This window comes from Nocardia sp. NPDC006630 (genome assembly GCF_040611495.1).
Classification (GTDB): Bacteria; Actinomycetota; Actinomycetes; order Mycobacteriales; family Mycobacteriaceae; genus Nocardia.
Genome location: NZ_JBEXOK010000006.1, coordinates 465514 through 479421 on the forward strand (window position 1 = coordinate 465514; position 13908 = coordinate 479421).

A 13908-nucleotide genomic window follows, 5' to 3' on the forward strand; every position below is an offset into this window, starting at 1 on the left:
CCAGCACCATCCGGACAGCCAGGAGCAGGTGTTCATGACAGCAGTCGCCGCACCCGCTCCGGGTGGTCGGCACATCCACCCGGACCACCCCCGGGAACCCCGGGTGCGGCAACTCACATCCTCGTCCCCCAGCGGGAGAGCTGCCCACCCAAAGCACCACATTCGCACCGGTGATCCCGTGGAAGCGAGTCTGGTGAGCTGGGATATGTTTAGCCGCTCCGGAGCATGGCAGGGTGGCTCCTCTGTAACATGACCCTGGTTTGAGTACATCTAGCCAATAGACGGTCACCGCGCAGACCGCAACAGAATTCTGCAGGTCGGCTTCGCGAGAAGCTCCCCGCGGGCGAAGAGTCGGGGCCTCACAGGTAACAGCGGCATCGTCGCCGCCCATGCCGCGTGTGCCTCGGAGGAGAAGAAGGAATGGACGAGACTTTCGACGATTACCTCGACGAAACGGGGAACATCACGATTCCCGAGGGGCGCACCCTCGTCGACTACGTCGAGAAGCACACCCACGGGAATGACGCCGATGATCTGGCTTACCGGTACATCGACTACTCACGCGAGAGCGACGGGGTCTACCAGGACCTCACGTGGAGTCAATTCGGCGTTCGGCTGCGCGCGGTAGCTGCACGACTTCAGCAGGTGACCAAGCGGGGTGATCGTGTCGCGATCCTGGCCCCGCAGGGGCTGGATTACGTCATCTCCTTCTTTGCCGCGATCTACGCGGGCACCATCTCGGTGCCCCTGTTCGATCCGGACGAGCCGGGCCACACCGATCGCCTGCACGCGGTGCTCGGTGACTGCACACCCGCGGCGATCCTGACGGCCAGCTCCTCGGCCGCCGGTGTTCGCCAGTTCTTCCGCGGGCTGCCCGCGGCGCAGCGGCCTCGCATCATCGCGGTGGACGCGATTCCCGACAGTGTCGGAGAGTCGTGGATCCGCCCCGATATCGCGGTCGACGATATCGCGTATCTGCAGTACACGTCGGGTTCGACACGCACCCCGGCGGGTGTCGAGATCACCCACCGCGGCGTCGGCACCAATGTGCTGCAGATGGTGAATGCGCTGGATCTGAACTGGAATTCGCGTGGCGTCACCTGGCTGCCGCTCTACCACGACATGGGTCTGCTGACGGTGATCCTGCCCGCCGTGGGCGGTAAGTACATCACCATCATGTCGCCGTCCGCGTTCGTGCGGCGGCCCTCGCGCTGGATCCAGGAACTGGCGGCCGTCTCCGACGGCGCCGGAACCTTCGCGGCCGCACCGAACTTCGCGTTCGAGCACGCCGCCGCGCGTGCCGTGCCGAAGAACGGCGAGTCGCTGGACCTCTCGAACGTGATCGGCCTGATCAACGGCTCGGAGCCGGTGACCACCGGTTCGATGAAGAAGTTCAACGAGGCGTTCGCGCCGTACGGCCTGCCCAAGACCGCGATCAAGCCCTGCTACGGCATGGCCGAGGCGACGCTGTTCGTCTCCGCCACCCGGCACGAGGACGAGGCGAAGGTCATCTACGTCGACCGCGTCGAGCTCAATGCCGGTCGCATCGTGAAGGTCGAGCAGGGCACGCCGGATTCCATCGCCCAGGTCTCCTGCGGCTATGTGGCGCTCTCGCAGTGGGGCGCCATCGTGGACCCCGAATCGGTCGATGCCCCGGAGGGCGCGACCGAACTGCCCGAGGGCCGGGTCGGCGAGATCTGGTTGCACGGCAACAATATCGGCATCGGCTACTGGGGCCGGGCCGAGGAGACCCAGAAGACCTTCCGCAACCGGATCGTCAACCGGGTCGCGGACGGCAGTCACGCCGAGGGTGTTCCGGCCGACGGCAATTGGCTGCGCACCGGCGATTACGGTGTGTACGTCGACGGCGAGCTCTACATCACCGGCCGCGTCAAGGATCTGGTGATCGTGGACGGCCGCAATCACTACCCGCAGGATCTGGAGTACTCCGCAGAGGAGGCCTCGAAGTCGCTGCGGCCCGGCTTCATCGCCGCGTTCTCGGTTCCGGCCAATCAGCTGCCCGCGGAAGTCTTCGAGTCGGACAGCCATTCGGGTCTGAAGTACGACGCGGACAATGGCTCCGAACAGCTGGTCATCGTGGCCGAGCGTGGCCCCGGCGCCGGCAAGGCCGATCCGGGTCCGATCACGGACGCGGTGCGTGGCGCGCTCTCGGCACGGCACGGTGTCACCGCACGGGACATCCTGCTCGTGACCGCGGGTTCGATCCCGCGCACCTCGAGCGGCAAGATCGCCCGTGCCGCCTGCAAGATGGCGTACCTGGACGGCACGCTGCGTGGTGGTTACACGCAGCAGGCCTTCCCCGATGCTCCTGACAAGGAGTGAGTCGGAGCATCTAACGTGGAGTGGCGCGGTCCGAACAGGTCCGCGCCATTCATGCATGAAGCGCCGCTCTCCACCGGAACGGCGAGAATCTCAATACTGCCGCGCACCGTACGCAGACAGGTAACTTGAGGAACTGATGGCTGAGAACGAGGGCACGTCCCCCACCCCGATGACCGATAACGCTCCGACGGCGTCCGATGCCGTCGCGAAACCGGAACCCACCGGCGCGAACATGTCCGTGGGCGAGCTGCGGGAGTGGCTGCGCCGCTGGGTCTCCGACGCGACCGGACAGGCGCTCGAGCAGATCACCGTGGACCGGCCGATGGAAGAATTCGGCCTGGCCTCGCGGGATGCGCTCGCGCTCGGCGGCGATATCGAGGATCTGACGGGGATCGTCCTCAACGCGACCATCGTGTACCAGCACCCGACGATCGCTTCGCTGGCGGAGCGAATCATCAACGGGGAACCTGATCTTCCGGCCGAATCGGCTGATGACTCGTTCTATACCGCGGGATTCACGCCGGGCGAGGCGCATGACATCGCCATTGTCGGCTTGGCCACGCGTTTGCCGGGTGCGGGCGATACGCCCGAATCCACCTGGGACTTCCTGATCAATCGCGGTGACGGCATCCGTGATCTACCGGAGGGCCGCTGGTCCGAGTTCATGAGCGACCCGCGGGCGGCCGAGGCCATCGCGAACGCGAACACCAAGGGCGGCTACCTCGATCAAGAGGTGATCAAGGGCTTCGACGCCGAATTCTTCGCGACCTCGCCGGTCGAGGTCGAGCGCATGGATCCGCAGCAGCGGCTCATCATGGAGCTCACCTGGGAAGCGTTGGAGCACGCCAGAATTCCGGCGAACACGCTGAAGGGCGAGCCGGTCGGCGTATTCGTCGGCTCGGCGGGCAATGAATTCATGCTGATCGCGGCGCTGGGCGTCGGCAGCACGGAAGGCGACGAGAAGACGCCGCTGTCCGCCGAGGCGTACGGCATCATGGGCAGCGTTTCGGCCATCATCCCGAACCGCACCTCCTACTTCTTCGACTTCCGCGGTCCGTCCGTGTCCATCGATACCGCATGCTCGTCCTCGCTGGTTGCCGTGCACGATGCGGTGCGCGCACTGCGTACCGGCGATGCCGATCTGGCGCTGGCCGGTGGCGTGAACATGCTGCTCGCGCCGATGGCGACGCTCGGTTTCGACGCCAATGGCGGTGTGGCCAAGGACGGTCACATCAAGGCGTTCTCCGCGGACGGCGACGGCATGGTCCGTGCGGAGGGCGGCGCGCTGGTGGTGCTCAAGCGCCTGGCCGACGCCGAACGCGACGGCGACAAGATCTACGCCGTCGTCAAGGGCTCCGCTGTCAACAACGACGGCCGCTCCAACGGCATGCTCGCGCCGAACCCCGATGCCCAGGCCGAGGTGCTGCGCCGCGCCTACCGGGATGCCGGAATCGCGCCGTCCACCGTGGATTACATCGAGGCGCACGGCACCGGCACGCTGATCGGCGACCCGATCGAAGCGGACGCGCTGGCGCGTGTGGTCGGCCGCGGTCGTGAGGACGACAAGCCCGCCCTGCTCGGTTCAGCCAAGACCAACTTCGGCCATCTCGAGGGTGGCGCGGGTGCGGCCGCGCTTGCCAAGGTCGTTATGGCGTTGCAGCACAACGTTATTCCGCCGAACCTCGGGTTCTCGGCGCCGAATCCGTATATTCCCTGGGACACCGCGCACCTGCAGGTTGTCGCCGAGCCCACCGAATTCCCGCGCTACAGCGGCACCGCCACCATCGGTGTATCCGGATTCGGTTTCGGTGGCACCAATGCGCACGTGGTCATTCAGGAGTACGTGCCCACGCCGGTCGCCCCGGAGGCTGTCGAAGCGAGCGCCGACCTCGATGACGAGGACACCGATGTGCTGGCCGAGGCCGAGCGCATCGTCACCGAGTCCGCGCCGGAAGCCGTTGCACCGGAACCGGAGTGGGTGAATCGTGAAGAGCCGCTGCCGCTGATCCTCCCGGTCTCGGCCTACCTGCCTTCGCGTCGTAAGCGTGCTGCGAAGGATCTGGCCGATTGGCTGGAATCGGAAGCGGGACAGGCGACTCCGCTCGTCGATGTGGCGCGTGCGCTGGCCAAGCGTAATCACGGCCGTTCGCGCGGTGTTGTCATCGCCAAGACGCATGAAGAGGCCACCGCAGGTCTGCGCGCCATTGCCGAGGGCAAGCCGGGCACCGGCGTCTTCACCGCCGATTCCCCTTCCGCGCGTGGCGCGCTGTGGGTGATGGCCGGTTTCGGTGCGCAGCACCGGAAGATGGGCAAGCAGCTCTACAACGAGAATACGATCTTCCGCAAGACCGTCGACCAGGTCGACGAGTACGTCATGGACGAGGCCGGGTACTCGGTCCGGGAGATCATCCTGGACGACGAGCAGGACTGGGATATCGGTACCGGCCAGGTCGGCACCTTCACCATCCAGCTGGGCCTGAACGCGATCCTGCGTGCGCACGGCGCACAGCCGGAGGGCGTGGTCGGCCATTCGCAGGGTGAGGTTGCGGGCGCGTACATTTCGGGCGGCCTGAACCTGGAGGACGCGGTGCGCGTCATCTGCGCGCGGTCGCGGCTCATGGCCGAGGGCGAGGCCATGATCACCGATGATCAGGTCCGCAATATGGCCCTCGTCGAGTACTCCACGGAGGCCATCCAGGAAGCCCTGGTGGACTTCCCGGACCTCGAGGTCGCCATCTACGCCGCGCCCACCAATACCGTGATCGGCGGCCCGCCGGATCAGGTGCACGCCATCGTGGCGCGCGCCGAGGCCGAGGGCAAGTTCGCGCGCGTGCTGCAGACCCGCGGCGCCGGCCACACCTCGCAGATGGATCCGCTGCTCGGCGAATTGGCTGCCGAGCTGGCCGGTTTGGAGCCGACGGTCCTCAAGCACGATCTGTACTCGACCGTCCGCAAGGACGGCGTGTTCCGGGCGGGTCACGCCGCGGTGCACGACGTGGACTACTGGGTCACCAATATGCGTGGCGCGGTGTACTTCACCAATGCCATTGCGCAGGCTGTGAATACCGGTATCACCACCTACCTGGAGCTGGCGCCGAACTCGGTGGCGCTCATGCAGGTCATGGGCACCACCTTCGCGGCCGGTGTGCACAATGCGGCGCTGATTCCGACGCTCAAGCGCAAGGAAGACGAATCCGCCGCGGTCATCTCGGCGCTCGCGCAGCTGTATGTGCAGGGCCACCGGGTGGACCTGTCCTCGCTGCTGCCCGACGGCGATTACGCACAGGTGCCGCGCACCGCGTTCCTGCGTAAGCAGTACTGGCCCAAGGTTTCGCTGTCCGCCGACTCCGGCAGCAGCCGGGCGCCGGGCTCGCATGTGGCGCTGCCGGACGGCCGCCACGTGTGGGAGGTGCAGGCGAATCTGGTCTCCGACCTCGGCGCGCTGGTGAATGCCGCTGCCGCACAGGTGCTTTCGGATGTCACGCTGGGCGCGTCCGTTGCGCACGGCGCGGTTCCGGCCGCCGGCACCCTCACCACCACGCTGACCCCGCATCCGGGTGGCGCGTCGGTATCGGTGCACGCCAAGGAGGGCAATGCCTTCCGGGCGCTGTTCGACGCCGTGGTCACCGCCGGTGCGCCGTTGCCGGAATCGGTTGTGGCACAGCCGGTTGCGGCTATCGCCGCGGCTCCGGCCGCTGCCGAGGTGGCCGAGGTGATCGGTGACCGCTGGAATCCCGAGGGCAGCCAGACCATCGAACAGCGCCTGGCGCTCATCGTCGCGGAGTCCATGGGCTACGCCGTCGAGGATCTGCCGATGGAGATCCCGCTCATGGAGCTGGGCCTCGATTCGCTGATGGCCATGCGCATCAAGAACCGCGTCGAATACGAATTCGACATCCCGCAGCTGCAGATCCAGGCGGTGCGCGATGCCAGCCTGCTCGAGGTCGGCAAGGTACTGCGCTACGCCATCGAGAACCGTGCGCAGCTGGCGGAACTGGCCGCGCGCCAGGCCGCGGGCGAGGACATCTCGATCGGCGGCGATATCGTCGCCGCGGCCCGCGCTGCCATGGCGGCGGGCACCGATCCGCTGGCTGCACTGCCCGGGGTGACCGAGAACGCGGTGCCGACCCTGGCCGATCGCCTGGATGTCGAGAACAGCGATGTGGTGGCGGAAGCCACCGAGATCGTGGCGGAAGCCGAAGCCTCCGAAGCGAATTCGTCGACCACCGAGGCCGACTTCGAGGACGCCCCGCCGGTTGCGGAGACCGATAAGGACAATGTTCCGCCGCGTAATGCGCCGGAGCGCCTCGCCTTCGCCACCTGGGCGCTGGTGACCGGAAAGTCGGCGGGCGGCATCTTCAACCCGCTGCCCACACTGGACGATGCGACCTTCGACAAGCTGGTGGCGCGCCTGTCGGAGCGAGCGAAGGCGCAGCTCGATCCCGCGGAGCTTCGGGCCTGCGAGACCATCGAGCAGATCTCTGACATCGTCGCGCGGTACCAGGAGAACGGTGACGATGTCGAAGGCTTCGTGCGCACGCTGCGCGGGAAGGAAGCCGGCTCGAATGCCATCCCGGTCTTCGTGTTCCATCCGTCGGGCGGTAACACCCTCGTTTACGAGCCGCTTCTGAAGCGTCTTCCGGCGGGGACCCCCATGTACGGTTTCGAACGCGTGGACGGTTCGATCGAAGAGCGTGCGCGCCAGTACATTCCGGAGATTCGCAAGCGGCAGCCAGAAGGCCCGTACGTGTTCTACGGCTGGTCGCTCGGTGCGGTGTTCTCACTGACGGTCGCGCAGATCATGCGGGCCGAGGGCGCGGACGTGCGTTTGGTCGGCCTGATCGATCTGGCTGTTCCCACTGAGCCGGAAAGCAACGATCCGCAGGAGCGGGTCGAGCGGATGAAGCGCTTCCAGGGTTTCGCGCAGAAGACCTACGGCTTCAACGGTGAGCTGGATCAGGAACAGCTGGAAGAGCTGGCCGCTGCCTCCGATCAGGAACAGATCGAGATCGTCTTCGAACTCATCAAGTTCGCCGGGGTCAAGATTCCGGGTGGTGTGCTCGAGCATCAGCGCACCTCGTGGATCGAAAGCCGTGAACTCCAGGCGGTGACCCCGTCGCGCTACGAAGGCGACGTGGTTCTCTACCTGGCCGATCGCTACCACGACGGAATGATCGAACTGGAACCGCGATTCGGCGAGCGTAAGCCGAATGGTGGCTGGGACGAGCACATTCCGAATCTGGAGATCGTCCACATCCCGGGCGATCACCTCCAGATCATCGACGAGCCCCGCATCGGAGTGATCGGCGCCGACCTCAGCAAGAAATTGTCCGAGATCGACACGCTTGCGAAATAGCCCCACTGCGAAACGGGTTCTGCGAAAGTAGGTTTCTGCCGAAGGGGAGGAGTCCAGTGAGCACTACCGCCGAGAAACTCGCAGACTTGCGACTGAAGCTGGAAGTCGCGAGGGAACCGGCGGGAGATGCGGGGGTCGCGAAGCGAGCCAAGAAGGGCATCCCTTCGGCTCGCGACCGCATCAAGATGCTGCTGGATCCGGGCACCTTCGTGGAAATCGGTGCGCTGGTGCGGAACCCGGGCGATCAGACGGCCCTCTACGGCGATGGCGTGGTCACCGGCCACGGCCTCGTCGAGGGGCGTCCGGTCGCGGTGTTCTCCCACGACCAGACCGTGTACGGCGGTTCGGTCGGGGAGGCCTTCGGGCGCAAGGTCGCCGGCATCATGGAGTTCGCGGCGAAGGTCGGCTGCCCCGTTGTCGGTATCAATGATTCCGGCGGCGCGCGGGTGCAGGAGGCGGTGACCTCACTGGCCTGGTACGCCGAACTGGGCCGTCGCCAGGAGCCGCTTTCCGGTCTGGTGCCGCAGATTTCGATGATCCTGGGCAAGTGCGCGGGCGGTGCGGTGTACGCCCCCATCAATACCGATGTCGTGGTGGCCACCGAAGAGGCCTATATGTTCGTCACCGGTCCCAAGGTGATTCGCGAGGTCACCGGTGAGGATGTCAGCCTCGAAGAGCTGGGCGGCGCGCACAGTCAAGCGCTGTACGGCAATATCCACCATGTCGCCAAAGATGAACTCGCGGCTTTCACTTGGGTTCGCGACTACCTCGGCTATCTGCCGTCCAGCTGCTCGGAGCTGCCGCCCATCGTGAACCCCGGCCTGGAGCCGGAGATCACCGATTCGGATCGCGAGCTGATCGACCTCGTCCCCGATGCCGACAATGCCGGCTACGACATGTACGAGGTGCTGATCCGCATCTTCGACGACGGCGACTTCCACGAATTCGGCCAGTCCGCGGGCAAGAACGTCATCTGCGGCTTCGCCCGGGTGGACGGCCGCACCGTCGGCGTCGTGGCGAACCAGCCACTGGTCTACGCCGGAGCCCTGGACGCCCGCGCCTCCGATAAGGCCGCGCACTTCGTCAGACTCTGCGACGCCTACGAAATCCCCCTGGTCTTCGTGGTGGACACCCCCGGCTTCCTACCCGGTGTCGAACAGGAGAAGATCGGCGTCATCAAACGCGGCGGCCGCTTCATCTTCTCCTTCGTGGAAGCCACCGTCCCGAAGGTGACGGTGGTGATTCGCAAGTCCTACGGCGGCGGCTATGCCGTCATGGGCTCCAAACAACTCGGCGCCGACGTCAACCTGGCCTGGCCCACCGCTCGCATCGCCGTCATGGGCGCGGAGAGCGCCGTAAGCCTCATCGGCGCAAAGTCTCTGGAGGCGGCCCCCGAAGCCGACCGAGCCGCCATGCGCCAGCAGATGATCGCCTTCTACAACGCCACCGTCGCCACCCCCTGGGTAGCAGCCGAACGCGGCTACATAGACGCGGTCATAGACCCCGCCACCACCCGCCTGGAAATCCGCAAGGCCCTCCACCTCCTCCGCGCCAAATCCGTCCCCCGCAACCCCCGCAAACACCACCTGCTGCCCCTCTGACACCTGTTCCGGCTGTTTCAGTCGAGGTGAAACACGGCTCGCCGATTGCTCGGAATCGGTCGGTCGGGTGGGGTGGATGTGAGAGCCTTCAGCTATGAGTAGCTCACCTAAGGCATTGCTCGAAGGCGGACCTGACGGGCTGGAACAGCGGATTGTGCCTATTACGCCGCCGGGGATCGAACTGCGGGTGGCGCACGGTGGGGGGTACGAAAGGTTCAAGGTGACGCCGCGGTGGGAGGACACACCGGAGGGCAGTTTGCCGGTCTACGAATGGGTTTCTCACACCGAACACTGAGATATTCGCAGTGCGATAACTAGGCCGGAGCGGCGCGACGGATGGGTAGTCGCGTCGGAACCGGGTCATGCGAGAGGAAGCCGGCGATCTGGGGGTAGATCTCGTTCGGCTTCTCCATGACCAGCAGGTGTGAGGTGCCGGGAACGATGGCGAGCTGGGAATCGGGGATCGCCCGGTAGAGGGCGAGGGTGTGTTCCAGGGAGACCGAATCGTCGTCGCTCGCCATGACGAGCGTGGGCGTCGAAATCGAATGCAGGTCCTCGGGGGTGAGGTCGGGCTGCGTCTCCCACATTTCGGCAAGTTTGCGCGCGACGATCGGGAAATGGTCTTCCCCGTCGGGGGATACCTCGCCGTAATTCGCGGCCAGATAGCGCAGTGTCTCCGGATCTTCGAAACCGTCGAGCACGCCGGGCAGAATGCCGTCGTAGTGGAAGTTTCCACTGATCAGCACGAGTTTGCGGACCAGGTCCGGACGCCGCAGCGCGACCAGCAGCGCGACATTCGCGCCATCGCTGTGGCCGATCAGATGCGTGGGTTCACCGACCACCTTCTCCAGGAAGGCGATGGTGTCCTCGGCCATCACGTCGTAGGACAGCGGTCCTTCGACATCGGGGGTGTGCCCGTGCCCGCGGCGATCGGTCTTGTACACCCGGAAGCGCCCGACCAGGGAGGGCATGGCCGGTGCGAACATTCGCGCATCGACGAAGGCGCCGTGCAGCAGCACCACCGATTCGCCGTCACCGTGGACGTCGTACCAGGTTGCTACGTCGCCGAGTTGAATGTTCACCATGACACCAGTCTCCCGGTTGACGTGGGTCACACCCACAACGGGTGGCAGGAACCGTGCGGCCGGGAGGAAACGGCAGCGGCCGCCGGCATGATGCCGACGGCCGCCGCAAGGTTCGATCAGTGCCTAGAACACCCGGAGCTTGCCCGGTGACCAGAACCCGGACCGGTTCGCGGTCCCGGTGTCCAGCTCGGCGGCCTTGGCCGGGTAGTACGGTTCGTACTTCTCCAGCGAGCCCCAGTCCCGTCCCCAGTTGTCCTTCAGATACGTCGGGATGGTCTTGGAGTCGGCCAGCATTTCGGTGAAGCCGAGCGGTCCGCCGTTCTCCTCGGCCTGCCAGGTGTCGGTGGAGCTGACCGCGAGCGGCCGGTCCGGCAGGATGCGGTAGTTCGGGACCTCGGCCACGCCGTAGCGGTGGTCGAAGGGCCGCTGGCACGGGAACTGCAGGCCGACCGCCCAGTCTTCCAGGATTGGCTGCTCGGAACCGAGGAAGCTGTTGAGCGACTGCACCTTCGGCACCCGCGGCGGGGTGAAGGCCAGCCACTGATCGCCGATCAGAATCGGGTCGATGGCGTGGATGCGGATCACGTCGGTGCCGCTGGGCAGTGCGTCCATCGGAACCCGCAGATTACGCCAGGACGGCGCCGGGCCGATATCGAACGGCCGGTAGTTGCCGGGCAGCTCGGAGACGCTGCCGTCCGGGTTCTGATGCCCGTACTCGACCAGCAGGGTCTGACCGTAGGTCATATTGCCGGTCTCGTCGTAGGACATGATGCGGCCCGCCGCCGAGATGACGATGAGCGGTGAATCAGGCGACCGCGCAGGCAGTTTGTACCAGCTGGAGATGAGGGTGGCGGGCTGCTGCACGCCGTCCTGCCAGCTGCCCATGACCGGTGTGGTGGCCGGGTCCAGGCCGTACGGCAGTGCCACGGTCGAGCCGTTGACGCCCTCGGCGCCCTTGCCGCCGCCGGTGCCGGCGTTCTGGCCCTTCTCGAAGGCGGGCCCGACGGTCTGGTTGGAGGTATTGCCGGTGCCCGGCTTCACCTCGACGCTGTCGGCGTCGATCTTGTCGGGAACGCCGTTGGGGGAGAAGCCGACCGGGTCGGCGCCGGCCAGCGGATCGCCGTTCAGCGGCGGATGCGCCGGATCGATGATCGGCTGCAGATTGCCGCCGTTCGGATTCGGTTCCACCAGAACGTCATTGGCGAGCCCGCAGCTCTTACCGGAGAGCGCGTCGAAGTTGGAGCGCGCCAGCGAGTACGCCGGGTACTGCGCGACCGCACCCTTGACCAGCGACAGCACCTCGAACGCCACCATGAGTGCGGCGACGACGGTCAGCGGGATGGCGGCGAAACGCCGAACCCGCCTGCCGCGCTGGGTCTTTCCGTTCTCCATGGGCTTGGCGTAGCCCTCGCGCAGCGATTGCCATCCGACCACCGCCAGCGCCAGCCCGAACAGCAGCAGAATGAGCGTATTGGCCTCGTGCCCGTGCAGCGAGACCCGCTTGTCGTACCACGGCACGCCGTAGCTGGACACGTACCAGTAGCCGTTGATGCCGGAGAACGCGAGCGCGAGCGTGAACATCAGCCCGGCGAGGAAGACCGACCGGTTCTTGCGCGATCGCAAGGCCGTGGCCGACACCGCGACCGCGGTCACCGCCGCCAGCGCGCCCGCGATGCCCGCATAGGACCCGAAGTGGTGCGTCCACTTGGTCGGGTTGAACATCATGAAGAAGATGGTTCCGAACACCACGCCCAGCAGTCGCCAGGTCGGCCCGGAGGCGATGCCCGGCACCTGCCGCCGCCGCAGCAGCACCAGCAGTGTGGTGATCAGGCACAGGATCATGACGAGGAAGGCGAACCGCCGCGCCAGCGAACCGTCCACGGTTTCCACGAACAGGTAGTAGTAGCGCAGGTAGTCCTCGTACCAGGCCAGATTGGGCCCGATGTTCTGGCGCACCCGATTGGCCTCCATGATTCCGGCGAAGGTCTGATCGCCGAAAACGACCGCCAATACCAGGAATCCGGCCGCGGCTATCGGCGCCAGCAGCGCGACGTCGCCGAACTGTTTGCGCCGCCGCACCACGATCTTGACCAGTGGGCGGATACCGGCGAGCAGCGCCGCCACGCACATGAGTCCGGTCGGGGCCGCCGCCAGTGTGAACGCCGCGACCAGTACCGCGACCGCCGCGGGCAGCAATCGTGAAGTGGCAATGGCCCTTTCGATGGAAACCCAGGTCAGCAGCGCGCCGAGCGCCACGATCGGCTCCGAGCGCAGGCCGTTGTTGTAGGGCAGCCAGAAGGCCAGGAACACCAGGCCGCCGGTCCACAGCGCCACCTTGGAGGTCGCGACCCCGCGCCCGAGCCGGGGCACCACCTCGCGGCTGATGACCAGCCAGCAGAGAATGCCGCACAGCAGCGCGGGAATTCGGACCCAGGGGCTCGCGGTGGAGATTTCGGCGAAGGCCTGGATGACGTAGTAGTACCAGCCGAACGGCGCCTCCGGCACGCCGAACCAGCGGAAGTAGTTGGCCATATAGCCCGCGTGCGGTGCGACCCGCACCATGGTGAGGATGTAGCCGTCGTCGGAGGTGTTGGCGCCCACGAAATGCCACAGCGTCAGCGTGCCGATAATGCCGCCGTCCGCCCAGGTCGGCTTCAGCCAGTGCCGCGGGAAGATGCGCCGGTGCCCGCGCCCGTCACTGGTGTCGAGCGCGGCGAGCGCGCCCATGGCCAGCAGTGTGAGCAGTGCGGCCGCGACCATGGCGACCCACTTGAGCACGGTCGGGCTGGAGGAGAACCGCGAGTCCACGTTCATGTGGAACGAAAGGCCCTGCGGTACGCCGCCTTTCATATCGGTGTAGACGCCGACCACCTGCGGCCGCAGATCGCCGAGCAGCTGCCCGTCGACCGGCGCGGTGACCATTTCGCGGCCGCCGTCCGCGTTGGTCTTCTCCACGCTGTGGGTGAGCCCGTCGAATTTCGCGTAGGTGCGCTTGTCGTCGGAGGTGATGACGATCTGCGAGCAGTCGCTCATCTCGGATCGCTGCGCCGACGCCACGACGGCATTGCGATCGAGCACGTCCACGGTCTCGCCGGACACCCGGACGAACAGCCCCTCCAGATCCGCGCCCTTGCCCTGCGGCGGCGCGGTGGCCAGCAGGATGCCGCCGCGCGGATCCAATTGCTGCACCGCACTACACGGAATGGTGGCCGAAAGATCGAGCGGCACCTGCGACATCAGCGGTGCGTCGACATTGCCCAGCGTCCCGCCCTGCGGCCAGTTCACCGCCGCCGTGGTCTGCACGACGGGCAGGAACGGCGTCGCCAGGGCGAACAGCGCTCCCAGCACACCGGCGACGATCGCGATCAACTTCGCGGTGCGATAGTCACGCGGCGTCGCCGTCGCAGTGGGCGGCGTTGGCGGTTTGCTCAGGACAGCGGAGGCGTCGGGCACGATTGCAGATCGTATAGCCCCGGACTGTGAGTGGCGCTGTTCACTCCGGCGGTGCGACACGTATGCCCGG

The 13908-nt window shown here is 66.3% G+C and carries 6 protein-coding genes; 4 read left to right on the plus strand and 2 right to left on the minus strand.

From position 1 onward, the window contains the following. Nucleotides 1-420 precede the first annotated feature (420 nt). The 4 genes from fadD32 to ABZX86_RS20365 all read left to right on the plus strand — a co-directional run bounded on the left by fadD32 (nt 421) and on the right by ABZX86_RS20365 (nt 9595). Nucleotides 421-2343, plus strand: a complete 1923-nt coding sequence (gene fadD32 / locus ABZX86_RS20350; protein WP_355125548.1) for a long-chain-fatty-acid--AMP ligase FadD32 — start codon at nt 421-423, stop codon at nt 2341-2343. A 136-nt stretch (nt 2344-2479) separates the two neighbouring features. Next, nucleotides 2480-7699, plus strand: coding sequence for a polyketide synthase Pks13 (gene pks13 / locus ABZX86_RS20355; protein WP_355125550.1), 5220 nt, complete (start codon nt 2480-2482; stop codon nt 7697-7699). A gap of 56 nt (nt 7700-7755) precedes the next feature. Beyond that, entirely contained in the window at nt 7756-9300 is a 1545-nt protein-coding gene (locus tag ABZX86_RS20360; RefSeq protein WP_355125552.1) for an acyl-CoA carboxylase subunit beta, read from the plus strand. A gap of 94 nt (nt 9301-9394) precedes the next feature. Further along, entirely contained in the window at nt 9395-9595 is a 201-nt protein-coding gene (locus tag ABZX86_RS20365; RefSeq protein ID WP_297619507.1) for a DUF5988 family protein, read from the plus strand. 19 nt (nt 9596-9614) lie between these two features. Here ABZX86_RS20365 and ABZX86_RS20370 read toward each other — a convergent pair whose 3' ends face one another. Beyond that, nucleotides 9615-10385 carry an alpha/beta hydrolase gene (locus tag ABZX86_RS20370; protein WP_355125554.1) on the minus strand — a complete coding sequence of 257 codons (771 nt, stop codon included), beginning with the start codon at nt 10383-10385 and terminating at the stop codon, nt 9615-9617. A 123-nt stretch (nt 10386-10508) separates the two neighbouring features. Continuing rightward, nucleotides 10509-13817: an arabinosyltransferase domain-containing protein gene (locus ABZX86_RS20375; RefSeq protein ID WP_355125867.1), complete on the minus strand. Its 3309-nt coding sequence runs from the start codon at nt 13815-13817 to the stop codon at nt 10509-10511. Between the last annotated feature and the right edge of the window lie 91 nt (nt 13818-13908).